Source organism: Kitasatospora sp. NPDC089913 (genome assembly GCF_044748625.1).
Taxonomy (GTDB): domain Bacteria; phylum Actinomycetota; class Actinomycetes; order Streptomycetales; family Streptomycetaceae; genus Kitasatospora.
The window spans coordinates 89,557-108,034 of the sequence record NZ_JBIVGI010000019.1 but is presented as its reverse complement, the minus strand read 5'-3'; the positions used below and the strand labels follow the sequence as shown (position 1 = coordinate 108,034).

General features: G+C 71.4%; 18 protein-coding genes. 7 read left to right on the top strand and 11 right to left on the bottom strand.

The genetic code is table 11. The features are described 5' to 3' along the window. Positions 1-826 precede the first annotated feature (826 nt). Positions 827-1,078, top strand: a complete 252-nt coding sequence (locus ACIPYS_RS26530; RefSeq protein ID WP_400750333.1) for a hypothetical protein — start codon at positions 827-829, stop codon at positions 1,076-1,078. Between the two features lie 121 nt (positions 1,079-1,199). On the opposite strand, the gene ACIPYS_RS26525 is transcribed toward ACIPYS_RS26530, so the two are convergent. Beyond that, positions 1,200-4,706 (bottom strand): hypothetical protein, encoded by a 3,507-nt coding sequence (locus tag ACIPYS_RS26525; RefSeq protein WP_400750331.1) that lies wholly within the window; start codon positions 4,704-4,706, stop codon positions 1,200-1,202. Between the two features lie 162 nt (positions 4,707-4,868). Here ACIPYS_RS26525 and ACIPYS_RS26520 point away from each other — a divergent pair, with 162 nt between their 5' ends. The 3 genes from ACIPYS_RS26520 (at position 4,869) to ACIPYS_RS26510 (ending at position 8,076) form a co-directional block, all read left to right on the top strand. Further along, positions 4,869-5,006, top strand: coding sequence for a hypothetical protein (locus ACIPYS_RS26520; RefSeq protein ID WP_159425211.1), 138 nt, complete (start codon positions 4,869-4,871; stop codon positions 5,004-5,006). A 328-nt stretch (positions 5,007-5,334) separates the two neighbouring features. Next, a complete protein-coding gene (locus ACIPYS_RS26515; protein ID WP_173862206.1) occupies positions 5,335-7,170 on the top strand; it encodes a glycoside hydrolase family 18 chitinase in 1,836 nt (611 codons plus the stop codon). Positions 7,171-7,749: 579 nt separating this feature from the next. Beyond that, positions 7,750-8,076 carry a beta/gamma crystallin domain-containing protein gene (locus ACIPYS_RS26510; protein ID WP_400750471.1) on the top strand — a complete coding sequence of 109 codons (327 nt, stop codon included), beginning with the start codon at positions 7,750-7,752 and terminating at the stop codon, positions 8,074-8,076. A 117-nt stretch (positions 8,077-8,193) separates the two neighbouring features. On the opposite strand, the gene ACIPYS_RS26505 is transcribed toward ACIPYS_RS26510, so the two are convergent. Then, complete coding sequence (locus tag ACIPYS_RS26505; protein ID WP_093864204.1) at positions 8,194-9,090, bottom strand: NADP-dependent oxidoreductase; 897 nt, start codon at positions 9,088-9,090, stop codon at positions 8,194-8,196. Positions 9,091-9,160: 70 nt separating this feature from the next. Here ACIPYS_RS26505 and ACIPYS_RS26500 point away from each other — a divergent pair, with 70 nt between their 5' ends. After that, positions 9,161-9,802, top strand: coding sequence for a TetR/AcrR family transcriptional regulator (locus ACIPYS_RS26500; protein WP_400750328.1), 642 nt, complete (start codon positions 9,161-9,163; stop codon positions 9,800-9,802). 402 nt (positions 9,803-10,204) lie between these two features. Next, positions 10,205-10,741, top strand: a complete 537-nt coding sequence (locus ACIPYS_RS26495; protein ID WP_400750325.1) for an HAD domain-containing protein — start codon at positions 10,205-10,207, stop codon at positions 10,739-10,741. A gap of 99 nt (positions 10,742-10,840) precedes the next feature. Here ACIPYS_RS26495 and ACIPYS_RS26490 read toward each other — a convergent pair whose 3' ends face one another. The 5 genes from ACIPYS_RS26490 to ACIPYS_RS26470 all read right to left on the bottom strand — a co-directional run bounded on the left by ACIPYS_RS26490 (position 10,841) and on the right by ACIPYS_RS26470 (position 13,161). Then, positions 10,841-11,080, bottom strand: coding sequence for a hypothetical protein (locus tag ACIPYS_RS26490; RefSeq protein WP_093864207.1), 240 nt, complete (start codon positions 11,078-11,080; stop codon positions 10,841-10,843). Next, on the bottom strand, positions 11,073-11,324 hold the full coding sequence (locus tag ACIPYS_RS26485; protein ID WP_400750321.1) for a hypothetical protein: 252 nt from the start codon (positions 11,322-11,324) through the stop codon (positions 11,073-11,075). The genes ACIPYS_RS26490 and ACIPYS_RS26485 overlap by 8 nt, the downstream gene beginning before the upstream one ends. Before the next feature lie 204 nt (positions 11,325-11,528). Next, on the bottom strand, positions 11,529-12,377 hold the full coding sequence (locus ACIPYS_RS26480) for a helix-turn-helix domain-containing protein (protein WP_400750318.1): 849 nt from the start codon (positions 12,375-12,377) through the stop codon (positions 11,529-11,531). A gap of 24 nt (positions 12,378-12,401) precedes the next feature. Further along, positions 12,402-12,926 (bottom strand): DUF6879 family protein, encoded by a 525-nt coding sequence (locus ACIPYS_RS26475; RefSeq protein ID WP_400750315.1) that lies wholly within the window; start codon positions 12,924-12,926, stop codon positions 12,402-12,404. After that, entirely contained in the window at positions 12,850-13,161 is a 312-nt protein-coding gene (locus ACIPYS_RS26470) for a hypothetical protein (RefSeq protein WP_400750312.1), read from the bottom strand. Before ACIPYS_RS26470 ends, ACIPYS_RS26475 begins: the two co-directional genes overlap by 77 nt. 414 nt (positions 13,162-13,575) lie before the next feature. Between ACIPYS_RS26470 and ACIPYS_RS26465 the strand changes: the two genes are divergently transcribed. Further along, on the top strand, positions 13,576-14,922 hold the full coding sequence (locus tag ACIPYS_RS26465; RefSeq protein WP_400750309.1) for a serine hydrolase domain-containing protein: 1,347 nt from the start codon (positions 13,576-13,578) through the stop codon (positions 14,920-14,922). A gap of 121 nt (positions 14,923-15,043) precedes the next feature. On the opposite strand, the gene ACIPYS_RS26460 is transcribed toward ACIPYS_RS26465, so the two are convergent. The 4 genes from ACIPYS_RS26460 to ACIPYS_RS26445 form a co-directional block, all read right to left on the bottom strand. Beyond that, positions 15,044-16,120: a hypothetical protein gene (locus tag ACIPYS_RS26460; protein WP_400750306.1), complete on the bottom strand. Its 1,077-nt coding sequence runs from the start codon at positions 16,118-16,120 to the stop codon at positions 15,044-15,046. Between the two features lie 49 nt (positions 16,121-16,169). Continuing rightward, a complete protein-coding gene (locus ACIPYS_RS26455; RefSeq protein ID WP_400750303.1) occupies positions 16,170-16,664 on the bottom strand; it encodes a hypothetical protein in 495 nt (164 codons plus the stop codon). A gap of 35 nt (positions 16,665-16,699) precedes the next feature. Continuing rightward, positions 16,700-17,089, bottom strand: a complete 390-nt coding sequence (locus ACIPYS_RS26450) for a hypothetical protein (RefSeq protein ID WP_400750300.1) — start codon at positions 17,087-17,089, stop codon at positions 16,700-16,702. A 499-nt stretch (positions 17,090-17,588) separates the two neighbouring features. Beyond that, positions 17,589-18,428 carry a class II fructose-bisphosphate aldolase gene (locus tag ACIPYS_RS26445; protein ID WP_400750297.1) on the bottom strand — a complete coding sequence of 280 codons (840 nt, stop codon included), beginning with the start codon at positions 18,426-18,428 and terminating at the stop codon, positions 17,589-17,591. Positions 18,429-18,478: the final 50 nt, after the last annotated feature.

Sequence of the window (18,478 nt, the reverse complement as noted above, 5' to 3'; positions counted from 1 at the left end):
CCAACTTCACCGACGCCCGCCCCCCCCGCCCACCGCAACGCCTACCCCCCCCCCCCCCCCGGCCCGTCGGGGGGCGGGCCCCCACACTTCCGGACCGGTGGATGTCAGCCTGCCGAGTGTCGGCGTTCGGCCCCGTCGGGCGGCCCCGTCCCGTTGACCGCCGGGCCCGCGCAGGTGCCGCCGGTGCGCCCACACGGGTGAATTCCTGTCACCACCGGGTGAGCCGGGCGTGCTTCGGGGGCGGTCGGAGGAGTTGGCTGGGGCCCACTCCTCGGGAAGGTTCGTCGTATGCGGTGTGCGCCCCGGCACTGGCACTCCGTGGTCCGGTGTGCCGTGACGGCGCTGCTGGGCGCCGCGCTGGTCCTGCTGGGCGGGGCGGATGCCGCCGAGGCCCGGCCGTGGGTGGCCGGTGCGCACTGCGTCACTGTCCAGGAGGCTCCCGTCGGGGGAGCGGATCCGCTGCCGCTGGTCGCCCCGAGCACCGACGAGTGCCCCGAACCCGCCGAGCGTCGTCGGAGCCACGGGACCGTCCCGGTGCACTCCGGTGCCCACCGCGCGGGACCGGCGTGCGTGGCGGGGTGCGGGCAGCCGCCGCTGCCTCCGGGTGAGGCGTTCGCGGGGCACGATCCTGCCCGGACCGCCTCGCCCACGACCAGGTGTTCCGGACGGACCGGGACCGAGGCCATCGGTGCACGAGGTGTGGTCCTGCGCTGCTGAGAGGGCCCGCCGGGCGACTTCGGCTCCACGCGCCGCGCGACACGGCGGTGCGGGGCCCGGCCCGGCTTCCTGCGTCCCCTCTTTCATGCCGTACCGCAGGAGATCCACCATGCCCTTCGACGTCTTCTCCGCCATCGGCGCCATCGTGCGCGCCGAAGCCACCCGGACCACCGAGCACGGTCCGTCGCACCCGTCCGACCTGTCCCACCCGTCGGGCGAGGGCGCTGCCGCCCACCCCGCCGAACTGCGGACGGCCGAGAACCCGGACCCGGAGGCGCTACAGGGGCCCGCCGCCGAACCCGTCCCCCAGGCCGGAGCCCTGCCCCCGGCTGCGCCCCTGCAGCCCGGTCTGACCGCCTGAACACCCTCGGGGTCGGGCGGGCCGGGCTCTCGCGGCCCGCCCGACCCCGAGGTGTCCGGCCGGACGGGGAGAGGGCGGGCGTGCTTCACCGGGCGGCGGGCCTTCGGAGCGCTCGGGTCCGTCACTCCGGTTCGCCGACGGCGCGGCGGAGGTGGTGGTACTGCCACCGGTAGCCCGGTTCCAGGTCGGGGACGGCGGCGCGGACGCACCACAGGACGTCCGAGATCTCCGGGGCGTTCAAGGCGGGGTCCAGGTCGCCGAGCCGGCGGAGCAGCAGCGGATCGGCGGTCAGCAGCAGGTCGAGGGCCGCCTCGTCGTGCTGTTGCCGGTGGTGCAGCAGCCGGACGCGCAGCGCTCCGCAGAGGACGGCGTCGAGGCGGCGGTTCCAACCGGCGCTGTCGATCCGGTCGAGCAGCCCCAGTGCGCCGTTGTCGTCGCCGGCTCGATGGAGGCGGCGGGCGAGCACATGGCGCGCGCCGAGGTCGCCGTCGTCGACGGCCTGCCGCAGTTCGTCGTCCGCGCGGTCCGGGCCGGCGAGTGCGTCGTAGTGGGCGGCGAGCGCGGTCCACATGCCCTGGGTCGATTCCTCCCAACCGGACGCGCGCTTGTCCTCCCAGCGCTCGTTGTGGATGAGCTCGCGGCAGACGGGCTCCATCGCCGGCAGCCGATGGAGCGCCATCAGGGCGGCGGTGACCTGTCCGCAGGGCGGTGGCGCGACCTCGCCGTGGCGGCGGACCAGTCCGATGGCCCGTTCGGTGTCCTCGGTGCGCCCGGTGTCGAGGAGCAGCCGGATCAGCCGGTTGACGGGGCGTCGGGGCGCGGTGCCGATGAGCCGGTGGAGCAGCCGCTGTGCCTGGGCGGGACCGTCGGGCCGGTGGAGGAGCGTCTCGGCCAGTACCGGGCCGAGCGACGACTCGCCCGCCTCGAAGGCGTGGCGTGCGACGGCCTCGGCCTCCGGCCACCGACCGAGCCGGACGTGTGCCAGGACGTGGTAGCCGAGTTCGAGGTGGGGCCACGGCACGATCGTCGGGAAGGGCCGGCAGCGGTCCAGCAGTTCGTGCCACCGGCCGGCCCGGCGGAAGTACTCCAGGACCGGCAGGTCGTGGCCGGTGCGTCGGGCTTCCTGCTCTGCCTCGGCCTCGGTGAAGTCGCGGGCGGCCGGCCCCGGATGCAACTCGTGGAACATCGCGGCCAGGTGCCGGTCGAGCTGTTCGGTGGGCCGTGGGTCGAGGTGCTCGGAGACATTCCCGAACTCCCGTGCGAGTGCGGGGGAGAAGTCCTCGCCGTCGTCGGGGACCGGTGGCAGCACGGGCGCGGCGATGCGGCGGGCGATCGCCCGCCGCCGCTCCAGGACGTCGGCGACTCCCATGGCCCCGTCGGCCAGCGCTTCGTGCAGCAGTGGTTCGAGTTCGTCGCGCCGTCCGTGGGAGGAGAGGAAGAACAGCAGGTGGCTCCAGCCGTACAGGGACCGGCCGTGGTCCCACTCGGCCGCCGACCGAACGAGGCGCTCCTTCTCGGAGGCGAACGGGTCCTGGGCGTCGAGCCGGCCCTCGGCATGCTCCGTCGCGGGCCGCCGGTGCGCCGGCTGGGACAGCGAGGCGATCCGTCGGCGCCACCACTGCCACGACGACGAGCCGTTGGGGGAGGTGTTGCGCAGCACGACAGCCGGGAAGGGGAGGGTGAGCCGCTGCCCGGGATCGCTCCAGCGGAGCCGTTTCACGGCCCGTAGCTCGGCATTCAGCGTTTGCCGGGCCGGGCCGTTCGAGTTCCGCGCGAGGAGCAGACGTTCCAGGTCGGTCCAGCGCGCGCACGCCGTCAGGGCCGCGAAGAGGCCGTCCGGCTCGCGGCGGGGCCCGGTGACGTCGGTGTCCGCGATCCAGCGGTCGAGGACCTCGTCGTACCGGCCGCAGTCGACCAGGTACGCGTTCAGGTCGTCCCGCCATCCGCTCGACCGTTCCGCCCGCCGCAGGACGGCCTCCGCCGGGGAAGCCTCACCCCGGTCCAGGTGGAGCCGGCCGAGCCGCCGCGCCGCGTCGGCGGCGACGTCGGCCACCTCGCTGTCCAGTGCCTTGCGCAGGGCGGCCTCCGCGGCGCTGCCGGCGAGCGCGTTCAGGGCCCGCTCGCCCAGGGTGAGCGCCGTCTCGGGGTCGGCCGCGGGGACCAGGGCGTGCCAGACCGCCTCCGGGACGGCCCGGCCGTGCTGGGCCTGGGCGTCGTCGACCAGGTAGTCGAACGCGCTCAGCGCGCGGCGGTCGTCGACGGAGGGGATCAGCAGTCGGCTGTAGCCGCGCCGGCGACGCGTCGACCAGGCGACGGCGGTGTCGAAGGACTCGGCCGTGACGTCGCCACGCAGTTCGGCGGGCACGTACTGGGGCACGAGCCCGCGCAGCAGTTCGACGGGGACCGGGCGGTTCCAGCCGGCGCGGACGCAGTCGACGGCGGCGTGGACGAGCGCGGCGCCGACGAACTGACCGTCCGCGTCGCCGGTGTGCGCCGCCAGCAGGTCCCGGAGCTCCGGTCCGGCGGCGAGGAGTTCGGCGAGGCCGAACCGGTTCGTCCCGGGAAGGGCGGTGGCGATGCGCGGGTCACCGTCGAGTCGCCCGGCGCGTCCGAGCTCGGCCGCAGTGAACAGCCGTTCCAGCACCACGGTGCGGGCGCGGCCCAGCAGGTCCTGGACCATCGGGAGGTCGCCCGCGGTGGCGACCGCGCGCTGCTGACCGTCGTGCGGTCCGGCCTCCTCGCCGTCGCCGCGCAGGGCGGCCCGCTCGCTGGACCTGATCGTGGCCAGGAGGACCGGGCGGCCCGGGTGGGCGAGCAGCCGGTCGAAGGCGTGCACGTGCGCGCCGCCCGGGCCGAGGTGCAGTTGGAGGTCGCTGAGCCACACCACGGTGCGGGACAGGTCGAACCGGGGATCGGCGAGCGGCGCGAGGTCCGCGGAGACGACGGGGATCAGCAGCTGCCAGCCCGGCAGGCAGCTCCACATGGCCTCCGCCGCCGCCCGGGACTTGCCGGCCGCGGACGGCCCCTGGAGGAGCACGAGTCCGCCGTGGTCGCGCGCACGGCCGAGCTCCGCGCGCAGCTCGAGGTCGCGGTCGCGCTCGACGTAGCTGGGCAGTTCGGGATCCAGGACCACGTCGCCGCGGTACCCGCGCACGGGCGGTGCGGGGTGGATGCGCAGCAGGGCACGGTCCCGGACCGATCCGACCGACGGCAGGTCACCGTCGGCCCCGAGGTGCGCGCGACCCCGCAGCAGCAGATGCCGCCGGGCCAGTTCGGCCGCCGACCGGTGGGTGCCGGTGACCTCGCGGCGTGCGGCGGCCTGCCGGTCGGCCTCCGCGGTCCGCGCCCGGTTCTGCTGGTCGGCGGCCTGCGCCCGGGAACGCATCGTCTGCCACGACCGGTCCGGTGCGATGTCGCAGGCCGTCAGGAGCTTGCCCAGGGTGCCGGTCGTAGGAGCCCGTATGCCCCGCAGCACTTCGCCGACCACCGTCTCGCCGAGTCCGGAGGCGGCGGCGAGCCCGGAGTTGGTCGGGAACCCCGCCGCCTCCGCGACCTCGCGCAACCGCAGCGCCAGCTCGCGCACCGCCGCAGGTGCGGCCGGGTCGACCGCGCGGCGTCGTCGTGGCATCGAGACCCCCGATTCCCCGTGCGGAGAATCCGGTTCCCCGCGTGGACCACCCGTGATTCTCCGCGTATTCCCCGCTCCGTGCCAAGCGGACCGGACGGGGAACGTCCGCGCGGCGAGGCTCCTTTCACGGCCGGACGTTCCTGCCGCGGAAGGGAAGCGAAGATGACCGTCCTCTCCGGACTCGCCCACGACCTGAGTGTGCTCCAGCCCGTGCTCACCCTCCTCCAGATCACCGTCGGCACGGCCAATGTCGTCCTGAGGCTCGTCGCTCTGCGGCGCACGCGGCGCGAGCAGGACTGACCCCCGCTCGGGCGGGTCGGCCCGGGGGCACCCCTCCGCAGGGGCGGGGTGCCCCACCCGGGTGAGTCGTGACCGCCTCCGCGGCCCCGCCCAAGTCGTCCGACGAGGACCCGGCATGACGACTCGTCGAATACGGGCACGTCATCGGGGCTCCGGTCCGGCGTGCCCGGTTTCGGCAAAGAGAAGGTAAAGGAAAAGTGGTCTGAACCTCTTGACTGGTTGGTCTGGACCTTTCTAGTCTCGCCGGAGCACCCTGCGGCGGACGTCGCGCAGTGTGCGGTCACGGACTCCCCCACCCCTGTCCGCCCCCACGTCGAGGAGCCCCCTCTTGCTGACTCGTTCCGTCCTGCCCACAAAGAGGTTGAGGGCCGCCGCAGCCGGCCTGACCGCGCTCGCCCTGCCGCTGGTCGCCGTCGTCGGCCTGTCCACCCCCGCCCAGGCCGCCGCCGCGGCCACCGCCACCTTCGCGAAGGGCTCCGACTGGGGCTCCGGGTTCGACGGCAAGTGGACGGTGAAGAACACCGGTACCACCACGCTCACGTCCTGGACGATCGAGTGGGACTTCCCCGCCGGCACGAGCGTCGCCTCCGCCTGGGACGCCACGGTCACCAGCACCGGCAACCACTGGACCGCCAAGGACAAGGGCTGGAACGGCACCCTCGCCCCCGGTGCCACCGTGACCTTCGGCTTCAACGGCGCGGGCCCCGGCGCGCCCAGCGGCTGCAAGCTCAACGGCGCCTCCTGCGACGGCACCGACCTGCCCGGCAACCAGGCGCCCTCCGCGCCCGGCACCCCGGTCGGCTCCGACATCACCGACACCTCGCTGAAGGTGTCGTGGACCGCGGCCACCGACGACACCGGCGTCAAGAACTACGACGTCCTGCGCAACGGCACCAAGGTCGCCACGGTGACCGGCCTCACCTACAGCGACAGCAACCTCACCGCGGGCACCAGCTACACCTACACCGTCGTCGCCCGCGACACCGCCGACCTGACCGGCCCCGCCAGTGCTCCCGGCACCGTGCGCACCACCGGCGGCGACATCGTCACCGGCGACCAGGTCAAGCTCGGGTACTTCACCAACTGGGGCGTCTACGGCCGCAACTACCACGTGAAGAACCTGGTCACCTCCGGCTCCGCCGCGAAGATCACCCACATCAACTACGCCTTCGGCAACGTCCAGAACGGCAAGTGCACCATCGGCGACGCCTACGCCGACTACGAGCGCGCCTACACCGCCGACCAGTCCGTCGACGGCGTCGCCGACACCTGGGACCAGCCGCTGCGCGGCAGCTTCAACCAGCTGCGCGAACTCAAGCGCCTCTACCCGCACATCAAGGTGATCTGGTCCTTCGGCGGCTGGACCTGGTCCGGCGGCTTCGGCCAGGCCGTGCAGAACCCGGCCGCGTTCGCCAAGTCCTGCCACGACCTGGTCGAGGACCCGCGCTGGGCCGACGTCTTCGACGGCATCGACCTCGACTGGGAGTACCCGAACGCCTGCGGCCTGACCTGCGACACCAGCGGCGCCGACTCGTTCAAGAAGATGGTCCAGGCGATGCGCACCGAGTTCGGCCGCGACCTGGTCACGGTGGCGGTCTCCGCCGACGCCTCGCAGGGCGGCAACATCGACAAGGCCGACTACGCGGCCGGTGCGCCGTACCTCGACTGGATCAACGTCATGACGTACGACTTCTTCGGCGCCTGGGCGGCGAAGGGCCCGACCGCCCCGCACTCCCCGCTCACCGCCTACGACGGCATCCCGAAGGCCGGCTTCAACTCGGCCGATGCCATCGCCAAGTACCGGTCGATCGGCGTGCCCGCCTCCAAGCTGCTGCTGGGCATCGGCTTCTACGGCCGCGGCTGGACCGGCGTGACCCAGTCCGCCCCGGGCGGCACGGCCACCGGCGCGGCGGCCGGCACCTACGAGACCGGCATCGAGGACTACAAGGTCCTCAAGAACACCTGCCCCGCCACCGGCACGGTCGCCGGCACCGCCTACGCCCACTGCGGTACCAACTGGTGGAGCTACGACACCCCGGCGACCATCACCGCCAAGATGGCCTGGGCCAAGGCGCAGAACCTGCGCGGCGCCTTCTTCTGGGAGTTCAGTGGTGACACCGCCAACGGCGAGCTGGTGAACGCGATCCACACCGGCCTCAAGTAGCAGTCGCCGCACCACCTGTACTGCCGGTACCACTACCGGTCGCAGCGGCCCGCCGTCCCCGGCGGGCCGCTGTCGGCGTTCCGGTCCCGCTTCGTGGCACCGCGCCGGTGTCGACGTGGCCGGCGATCGAACCGGTCGACCGACCGCGTGCGCCCCAAAGGTGGTGAAGGATAGACCACGCGCCCCCGGAGCGCCTGCCGGGCGGGAGCGGCACGGCGGGTTCGACCCGGCCGCCGGCACGGCGACGGGTCGGCGCCTGCCTCCGGCGGCCCGCACGGACGTTTTCCCAGGCCGGGGCGGTGACGAGGGGAGCGGTCGGTCCCCGTCCGAGCGGCGTCACCTCCTTCCGGCCGGCGTGTACGCGGGCCTCTGGTGCCCCTGCCGTCCCGCCCGGCACGGCGCGCCTCGGGCGGAAACGGCCGACACGAAGTCGGTGTGCCGGACAAGCAATTGACCGTGACCTCGCCCGACGGGATGCTGATCGGACACGATGCAATCACTGCTGGTCGCTTCGTGCATTTTCGATTCGGTTTTCGATTCGTGCGAGGAGAATTCGTGATCTCGAGGACGAAGAAGCTCATGAGCGTCGCGGCCGCGACGTTCGCCGCCGCGGCCGCGTTCACCGTGGCGGTGCCGAACAACGCGTTCGCCATCGACCACGTCGAGTGCCGGGGAGGCGAGGACTTCCTGAAGATCTGGTCGCACAGTGGCGGCCGGGAGAGCGTGGACTGCTACGCGAACGCCGGGCGGACCGACTTCGGCAACTGGTGGGTCGACCGGATCTCCACCGGGAACAACGACCTCATCTACTACGACGTCAACGGCGACTCGGTGAGGATCAACCGCTGGACGGACATCACGTTCCCGAACCGCCCGCCGCAGGTGAAGTCCATCGAGATCCTGTGACGAGTGTCGGAGCGTGATCATCGCCAGGAATTCGCATTTCCGTCCCACGGCGTGAGCGGCCGTACAGCCGTGCAGCTGTGCATTCGGATGGTGTGAATACGCGGGCGTCGGGCGGGGTTACCGCACCACGAGGACCCGGCGCCCGCGGGTGTGGCCGGCGCGGCTGTCGATGTGGGCCGACGCCGCTTCGGCGAGCGGGTACGACTTCTCGACGGGGATGTGGAGCTTTCCTCGTGAGATGAGGTCCACGGCCGTGGTGAGTGCCTCCGGCACGCTCCCGGCCGTGCCCGAGAACCGGACGCCGTGATCGGGTGCACCGAGATCGGCGATGGAGACCACCTTCCGTGCGTCGCCCGTGAGTTCGACGAGTTCGGGGACCACGCCCGAGCCGGCCAGGTCGAGGGCGGCGTCGACCCGGCCGAGCCCGCGCACCCGGTCGGGCCAGCCCTCGCCGTAGGTCGTGGCGAGGGCGCCCAGGCTCCGCAGGTAGTCCTGGTTGTGGGCTCCGGCCGTGCCGATGACGCGGATGCCGCGGTCGCGGGCGATCTGCAGGACGGCCGAGCCGACGCCGCCCGCCGCGCCACTGACCAGCAGGGTCTGCCCCGGGCGGACGCCCACCTCGGCCAGGATCCGCAGTGCGGTCTCGACCACCGAGGGGTAGCCGGCGGCCTCCTCGAAGGTGAGGCCTGCGGGCATGGCGGTCCAGGCCGTCAGGACGGCGAACTCGGCGTAGGTGTCGATGCCTTCGCCGAACACGTGGTCCCCGACCTGTGTTCCGCGGACGCCCTCCCCGACCGCGTCGACGACCCCGGCGGCGTCCAGGCCCAGTCCCGAGGGCAGTCGGGTGGGGTGGGCGCCGAGGATCTGGCCTTCGCGGATCCGCCAGTCGACGGGGTTCACGCCTGCGGCGCGGACGGCGATGCGTATCCGGCCGGGCCCCGGGCGGGGCTCGTCGGTGTCGAGGAGGTGCAGGACGTCGGGGCCGCCGAACTCGGCGAAGACCATCTTCTTCATGCGGACGACCGTAGCACTAACCGTTAGTGTTTTGTAGTTGTGAGGATTTTGCACCTGATAGCGTGGATGGATGACCGAGAGCACCGGGTCGACCGGGTTGACCGGGCGCCGCGAACGCAAGAAGGCCGCCACCCGTCAGAAGATCGCCGACACCGCACTGCGGCTGTTCCTCGAACGCGGCTACGACGCGGTGGGAATCCGTGACGTGGCCGCCGAGGCCGACGTCGCCGTCACCACCGTCTTCGCCCACTTCGCCTCGAAGGAGGCCCTGGTCTTCGAACAGGACCAGGACTTCGAGCAGCGACTCGTCCACGCGGTCGCCGGCCGGGCCCCGGACGAGGCGCTCGTTCCCGCGCTCCACCGCGAGATCCGGGCCCTGGTGCACCACTGCACCGCCGACGGCGCCGCACCGGTCTGGCACCTGATCGACACCTCGCCCGCCCTGCGGCAGTACGAGGCGACCATGAGGCTGCGCCACGCGGAGTCGCTGGCCGCCGCCATCGCCGCAGGTGACGCCGTCACCGAGGGAACCGGGCCGCGGCACAGCACCACGGCCTGCCGCACGATCGCACGATTCGCGGTCGACGCCTTCACCCTGGCCCGGGAGGCGGCCGATCCGGACGCGGCGCTCGAGGAGATCTTCCGGATGGTCGAGGCCGCCTGGAACGCCGCGGGCGCCGATGGGCGCCCCGCCACCCCGGCGGGCGGCTGACCTCCTCCCTCAGGCCCCTCCTGCAGGCCCGCCGCGCGGCCGACCGCGACCGGTGTCCGTCCGGGGTGGTTTGCGGCGGCGGATCGGGGTGACAAGAGGGTGCGGTGGGCGAGTGCGACGTCCGGACGGCGGACATCCCCCCTTCGCCGTCCGGACTCGTCCACCACGCTCAGAGCCCGGTCACCGTGACGACAGCGCACCGGTGGCCGGGCGCCCGCCGGACCCGTTGGACCCGCCGGACCCGTTGGACCGGCCGTCCGCCGGGCGGGACCGGGCCCGGCGAAAGACCTTCCGGTGCCGCTGTCACATCCGGCCCGACCGCCCCCTCCTCTACCTCGCCCCCGTCGCAATCACTCTCGGCCTCGCCCTGGCCGCCTGACCGGCGAACGCTATCGTGCGTCCATGGCCGGCTCCGCGCAGCGTCCGCTGCTGTTCCTCGACGTCGACGGACCTCTGATCCCGTTCGGCGCGGCACCCGACACGTATCGGAGCTTCGCGACGGGGCCCGACGAACTCGGTGACGACGCGAATCCGCTCCTCGGCAGGATCGATCCCGCGCACGGACCCCGCCTGTTGGCGCTCCCGTGCGACCTCGTGTGGGCCACGACATGGATGGCCGACGCCAACGACTGCATCGCTCCCCGCATCGGCCTTCCCCGCCTCGCGGTGGTCGTCTGGCCGGAGCCGTCCGCCGTCGACCAGCAGGACGAGTGGCACGGACTGCACTGGAAGACCCGCACCCTTGTCTCCCGGGCCGAGGGGCGCCCGTTCGCCTGGGTCGACGACGAGGTGACCGACACCGATCGGGCGTGGGTCGCCGGCCACCACCCGGGACCCGCCCTGCTCCATCGCGTCGACCCCCGCGTCGGTCTGACCGACGCAGACTACGCGGTCCTCGGCTCGTGGCTGCACCGGCAGGTCGGCAGGGGCTCCAGTTGAGCACCGATCGGGGACCGGCGGGCGGCAGGCCGTCCCACGCCCGCCGCCGGCCCGCCCAGAGGCCGCCCATGCCGAACACCGGTGCGGCGCAGGGGTTCATCAGCGCAGCCGGGGGTGGTTGGCCTCGCGCACCCGGGCCAGCAGCCGGGCGCGGCGTACCCTGTCCCCGTCCGACAGCGGCTCTTCCGTCCAGTCCTCCGGCGCCAGGACCGGCCGGGGCCCGGACGTCTCCCTCGCGGGCCACGGGTGGGTGGGCCGCCACGCGAGCGGATCCACCGGCCTCACCAACTCCTCGGCGGTGCAGTCCGGGGCCGCCGGGGCCGCGTCCTGGTCACTCACCGGCCACCTCCGACGCCACGCACTCCCCGTCCTCGAGGTGCCTGGCACGGTTGCGCGCGAGCATGCGCCCGATCGTCGGGTTCACGGCCTTCGGGTACTGGGCCTGGGCCCGGTCGAAGAACGCGCACCCCGGACACTGGTCGGCGTCCGGCGGCACGATGTGCGGGCGGGCAGCGATCTCGCGAAGACTCACCGCATGCCCCTGTCCGGACACACGTCCCTGCCGCAGGAACAGGGCGGCCACTCCCGCAGGATGCTGACCCTGCCCGGGACGGGGGGTCGCAGCAGCTCGAACCTTGTGGGGCCGGTCACGGCCTTGTGGTACTTGCGCTCGGGGTTGCGTCGCGCCATCGGTCTGTCCTCCTTCGCCGAGGCGGTGGGGGTGCGTGATAGACCGTAGGGAGCCGTCTACAGACAGTGCCACCGTCTTGCACCGTCTTGCACGGATTCACCCGAGGGCGTGGATGGCCTGCTCGATCAGGGTCCGGGCCTTGCCGCCGTGCACTGCCATGCCCGAGAGAATTCGGAACGCCTTCGAATACGCGACGACCTCGCCCGGAGTCGTGATCCTGACGATGGCAGTGAGCAGCTCGGCGTCGACCTGCCGGTCGTCGAACATGTAGAAGGCTTCGAGTGGCCACATGGTTCGCGGGGCTCGGAAGGGGATCACCCCGAGGCTCACGCGCGGCAGAGCCATGATGTCCATCAGGTGGTGAAGTTGATCAGCCATGGCTTCGTCGTCGCCCAGAGGGTAGTACAAGACCGTCTCCTCCAGTACGAAGGCGAAGGTGCAGTTCCCCTGGTGGAGATAGCGATCCCGTTGGAGCCGACTTTCGACGGCAGCCTCAACGTCGTTCGGTGTGTTCTGGAACGCCGTGATGGTTCCCATGAGCGCACGGGCATACTGACGACGCTGAACCATCCCAGGCATGACGTTGGAGCAGTACATGCGGATGTGCCGGCTGTTCTCGAACGAGGGCAGGATGGCATCCTGAGCGTGCTTCATCCCGGTTCGATGCAGCCGCTTCCACTGCACGTACATCTCGTCGGCAGCCCGACCGGCGGCTACCAGATCAGCAGCCTCGCCTTCAGCGCCACAGGCAGCGCACCACCGCTGGATGTCATCGGCGGAGGGCGGTGTCTTCGCGCCTGCGATTCGTGAGACTTTGGATTCGCTGAAGCCCGTCCGCAGCGCCAGATCATGCCCTGTCAGGCCGGCATCCTGCTGCAGGTATTTCAATCGTTTGGCGATCGTCTCTCGGGCGCTCTGCGCACTGGACGAGGGAGACAGGGGCATGATCCGGAGGTCCTGTGCAGCAGATCAGACGACGAACTTCTCGTGCTCCGTTCCGCGCTCCCAGACCGCTTCGAAGGCGCTGGCGCACAGCTCGACAACCGCGGGGCCCTCGGAGTACTGGGGGGCCAGCGCCGCCCCGGGGCCGTCGAACAGGTTGAAGCGAACGGCGCGGCCGTCCACGAGCCAGAAGTCGTTGCCCGGCAGGGCGATGCCCGACGCCTCACTGCGGGGCAACCAACGGACCTGCTCGCCGATCGCGAGGTTCACGCTCGTGATGTGGTGTTCGTACCGGACGTAGTCGGTCACCGGCACCGAGACCACGCGGGCCCGGCGCACCTGGACACCTCGGGCGACGGTGCGGCGGACGAGGTTGCTCCACCCGCTCCAGTACTCCGATTCGGGGTCGACGTCGACGGCTTCGCCGCGGTGCCACTTGGCGAGTTCGGAAGCTTCCTCGGCGACGCTGTACTGGTCACGCAGTTCCAGATGAACCGCCGTGCTGGTCGCCGAGTCCAGCATCTCGAAGAAGCTGGGAACGCTCTGCCTCATCACACGCCTTCCTGAGAATCGGCACCATGCGGGCCGGAATCCGAAACACACCCTCGTGCGCCGGGATCGTGTTCTCGTGGTCCGGACCGTGGCCGGCCGCGAGGACACCGTTGACCGACGCTTCGTCGGCCACAAAGGTCTGGACCAGCAAGTCCCCGTTCTCCTCGTCCACCCAGACGGTCGGACTGTTCCCCTGGCCGGTCTCCGGGTCGATACCAACGAACCGTATCGCCATCGCTGCCACTCCTGTCACTTCACTTGCGCGATCTTGCATGGTTGTCGGCGCCGGAACCAGGATCTCCTCCGGGTGCGGCTCCTGTCAGGCATTTCGCCTTCTGGTGAACCGCCGGCTCGGCCCTGGAGCCCGGCCGACGGCGGCACTCCGCAGCTCCAGGGGATGCTGCGGGTCGAGTGGTAGTGGGCATGGGCCTCCTGGGTGGTCGAGGCGGAGTCCGATGCCATCGGTCCTGAGTTCAGCGGGCGTCCCTCCGGCCTCGGGAGGGCCGACACACCCGAGGGCATCCACCTCTGGGTGGACCCGCTGTGCCCTCGGGGTGGACGACTGCTTCGTGTCCACCTGACAACATGTCAATTTCTCACACTTTTCGGGGTGTCGCGGAAGCCGTCGGCACGGACATCAGGAGGACTCATGAGGGTGGTGGAGCACCGGGCCAGGGCACGGACGGCGCCGGCCCGGCGTGGCACGGCCCTGCGGGTCCTCGCGCTCGCGCTGGCCGGCGCGGGCGTGGTGGGCGTGACCGCCCCGGCGGCCGGTGCCCGCGGTACCGAGCGGGCCGGGTGGACCGGGGCCGCGTCCGTCGGCGAGGAGCGGCCCGGGACCGACCCGGAGGCGGCCGCTGGCGGTCCGCACCGGGGTGACGTGGACGCCCGGGCCCTGAACGAGGCGTTGGCGGGCGTGGTCGGCATCGGTGGGGCGTCCAGCTCCCTCGCCCGGGTGACCGAGAACGGGCGCACCGCGTGGAAGGGCGCGGAGGGCGTGGGTGACTTCCCGACCGGCGCCGCGCCGTCGCCGAACGGCCGGTTCCGGATCGCCAGCGTGACCAAGACCTTCGTGGCGACGGTCGTCCTCCAACTGGTCGGTGAGGGGCGGTTCGGGCTGGACGACAGTGTGGAGAGCCTGTTGCCGGGTGCTGTCCCGGGCGGCGCTTCCGTCACCGTGCGCCAACTGCTCGACCACACCAGCGGGCTGTTCGACTACACCGAGGATCCCGCCGTCGGCCTCGACCACGAGACCTGGCTCCGCGAGGGGCGTTGGCGGAGCTGGACGCCTCGGCAACTCCTCGCGGTGGCCAACAGCCACCCGCCGTACTTCCCGCCCGGCACCGGCTGGCACTACGCGAACACCAACTACCTGCTGGCCGGCCTGATCGTCGCCCGTGTCACCGGCCACGACTGGCGCCGGGAGGTGGAGCACCGGATCATCGACCGGCTGGGGCTGACCGGGACGTCGATGCCCGTCCACGCGACGGCGATCCCCGGTCCGCACGCGCACACCTACCTCGATCTGCCCGGCGGCCCGGTGGACGTCTCCGAGATGGAGCCGAGCGAGATGGACGCGGCGGGTGCCGGGATCTCGACCACCGCGGACCTCGCCACCTTCCTCCGGGCCCTGCTCGGTGGGCGGCTGCTCCCCGCTCCGCTGCTCACCGAGATGCTGACGGTCGCCCCGGCCAGCGGCGGTGCCCAGTACGGCCTGGGGATCCACCGGTTGAGCACGCCCTGCGGCGACGTCTGGGGCAACAACGGCACTACTGGCCGTGGGCACAACAGCGCCCTCTACGGCACCCCGGACGGCCGTCGGCTGGTGGCGGTCTCGACCAACGGCTACCGCAGCACCGGCCAGGGCTGGCAGACCTCGCAGAGGCTGCTGGCCACCGCCTTCTGCGGCCGGCAGTCCGCAACCGCGCCGGACGCCGCGTCCACCGACGGAGCACCCGGCGTGATGCCCGGCCGGACCTTTGCCGCTGCACTGTAGGTCGGCGCCGCGCGGGCCGTTGAGCCCCGGCCTTCCCCGATCTCGGTTGGAGAGTACCGAGGTGCCAGGTCGCTGTGAACGTACTGGTAGTTGGGCGCGCGTCGCCGCTAGTGACGAGTAGCTACTGGGAGTCCTCCGGATCTGCTCGACAGACGAGCGGGTCACGTCCCAGCTCAAGGCGCACTTGAGCTCTCAAGGCCTCCCGGGCTTGATTCCGACGCTGGCCCTCGGGCGACCGTCCGATCTCCTCGGCGACGGCATCGGGGGACCACGGGAGATTGCTGCTTAGGTCGATGACCTCCTGGTCGGCCTCGACCGCCTGGAGCCAAAGCTCGTAGACGGTAGCCGACGCCAGCGCCTCGGCTTCGGCGATAAGCTCCGACCGGCGTTTCGCCGTCTCGTAGCTCTCCGTCCGGGCGTCGTCGTCCCAGTCTGATGGGTACCCCTTCGTCCTTGTCGACATGGTTGCAGTGCTGTCTGCCAGCAGCCGGGTATAGAGCTGTTCCTGGGCGCTGGATGCCCGCGGGGGAGTACTCGTCGGGACCCGGTTGTCCTGGGTGAAGTGCTTGCTGTCGATGACTGCCGTGGAGTTGTTGATGTTGTATGTCGGTGCGCTGGCCGCCACACGCCGATGGTCCACGTACGCGGCGACATTGCCGGCCCACCCTTCGACACACAGTTTGCCGTCCGTTGTCGCTGTCGGGTGCTGGATGCTGGAGGTGACACCGATGATTGTCCAGCCGGCCTCTCTTGCCAGCCCCAACTCCCGCAGATCGTCGTAGGCCTCCCGAATCTCGCGGTCGCTGAGCTGAACGCAATCAAGGTAGGACCGCCTGTCGCGGCGGAAGAAGGACAGGTCGTAATAACTGCGCAGGCCCAGACCGCGTTGGCCGGGCTGGTCGTACAGCCACCGTAGGACTGCGTTGCGAGCTTGGCTGCGTCGAAACTGGAGGTCACTCCGTCGGGCCCGCACCTGCTCGATGTGCGTGACGCCTTCAGCGGTCAGCCTCAGCTGGTGCTGGCCAGCACTGCAGCTGACGAGGCCCGCCACGACCAGCTCCTGAACAAGGTCGAATACCTGGCCGGATTCGGTGTCCGCGAGCATCGGCCAGGCCCGCACATCGATGTCGAGTTGGCCGGCGGCGGTCCGACCGGCGGCCCACTCCAAGAGGGCCAGGCGGAGGCAGGCGGCGTCCATGAGCGAAGATCCTTAGGATACGGAGCCGGCAGTCGTGCGCGAAGGGCGATCAGCCGCCGAAGACTGCCTGGTACGCCTGGTTTGCGTTGTCGATGAGCAAGGGCAGCCCAGCCGAGATCTGGGTTACCGAGTTCAGACCAGCGATCACGCGATCGGCGGTCGCACGCAGCCGACCTTGGTCGGGAGCAGCTGCGGTCGCTTCATCATGAAGCAGCTCGGCATCGTGGATCAGTTCGGCTTCCTGGTCGGCCGAAGCACCCAGGGTGGGACCGAACTGGCGCACCAAGTTGGCTAGGGAGGCAAGCTGGCTGACCTCGGCCGGGTTGAAGCCGAAGGTATTGTTCTGGGTGAAGTTGCTGGATCCGAACACCATGCCCTGGCCGTTGGTGATGTTGTAGGTCGGGCCACTCTGGGTGCGGCCGAGGTGGTCAGTCACTGATCCTCCGGAGATTGCGCAGTCGATGCCGTCCGAGGTGAGCGCGATGTGCGCCGGCCCAGTGACGTATTGGTTCAGTCCGCTGGCGGTAACGAGCTGTTTTGTCACCAGGTACCCCAGCGCTTCTTCGATCTCACCCTCGGTCAGGGCATCGCCGACGAAGAGGAGCCTGCGGTGGACAGAAAGGCCCCAATGCTGACAGGACCCGAGCGCCGTAGGGGGAACAGCCAGTTCACAATCGCGTCGCGGCTGTAGCGGACGGGCTGGACGGGATCCTGCTGCGAGGCGCGTAGGCGTCTGGCCTCGGTCAGGCCGGCTTCGGTGAGCAAGATCCCCGGGGTTGTTCTGGCCAGGTTGCGGCTCAGAGCGGCCTGGCCCCGCAACTCCAGGGTGCACGCCAGATCTTCCACAGTAGTCTCGGGCAGCAACTCGACGGCGGCATACCCTGCCGACTCGGCGGTCTCGCCCGGCTGGCGGACGAGTTCGTCGGCCAGCCACAGCAGCAGTCGCTGTAGGTGCGGCTCGGTGTCCATGACGCCACAGACTAGCGCCAATCCGACGAGCCGATCAGCAGCTTGGATCGCTGAGGTCGACTCCGTGAAGTAGCCGTTGAGGTATGGCACTGGCGGTTTTGACGCTCCCCGCTCGTCACCGGCCAGGGTGTGAATCCCGGATTGTGCATGACGGTTGTGCACCAGGGAGGACCTCGACGGGTCAGCCGGGCCCGAGCGTACGCCGGGCGTGGGGTTGCCCGGGCATGCGTGTTCGGCGCCCGGTGGCGGGAGGAGCGGCGTGACCGCTCAGCCACGCAGCACGACGGTGCAGCTCCGGGTGTCACCGGAACGGCCGGACGATGCCGCGTGGGAGGGTGCGAGGGTGTGGACGCCTGGGTCGTGGTAATGCCCCGAGGTGACCGGGCGGCGGTGCTGTCCCGGCGCTTGTCGGTTCGCGATCAGGCGGTGAGGGCTGTGTTGGTGCCTGCCCCCGGGGCGGGGGTGGCCGGGCAGGGGCCTGGCCCCGGGCCCGCAGGGGTCAGTGGGCGGTGGTGAGGATGCCCAGCAGGCGGGTCACCTCGGTGGCCACGGTGTCGCGGGCCGGGCCGAGGTAGGTGCGCGGGTCGGCGGTGTCGGGGGCCGCCCGCAGGCGGTCGGACACGGTGCGGGTGAAGAGCCGGTTGAGGTGGGTGGAGATGTTGATCTTCGTCATGCCGGCGGCGACGGCCTTGGCGAGGCCGGCGTCGCCGACGCCCGAGGAGCCGTGCAGGACGAGCGGCACGTCGAGAGCGCCGCGCAGTCGGGCTATCAGATCGAGGTCCAGGACGGCGTCACGGGTGCGCATCGCGTGGGAGCTGCCGACGGCCACGGCCAGGGCGTCGACGGCGGTGGCCGCGGTGAACGCGCGCGCCTCGTCGGGGTCGGTGCGGACGCCCGGTGCGTGGGCGCCGTCCTTGCCGCCGATCTCGCCGAGTTCGGCCTCGATCCAGACGCCGGCCCGGTGGCAGTGCTCGGCGATCTGCCGGGTGGCGGACACGTTGGCGTCGTAGTCGAGCCGGGACGCGTCGAACATGACGGAGGTGAAGCCCAGCTCGACGGCCTCGTAAACGAGTTCGGGGGTTTCCGCGTGGTCGAGGTGGACGGCCACCGGCACCGCGGCCGTCCGGGCGAGCGAGAGGGAGGCGAGGGCGATCGGGGCGAGCGCGCCGTGGTAGCGGACGGTGTTCTCGCTGATCTGGAGGACGACGGGGCGGCCGGCCCGTTCCGCCCCGGTGACGATGGCCTCGGCGTGTTCGATCTGCACGACGTTGAACGCCCCGACGCCGTGGGCGCCGGTGCGGGCGGGGCCGACGATGTCGCCGGTGGGTGTCAGGGGCATGAGGGTTCTCCGAGGCGGTACGGGCGAGGGCGGTACGAGCGGTGCCGGTG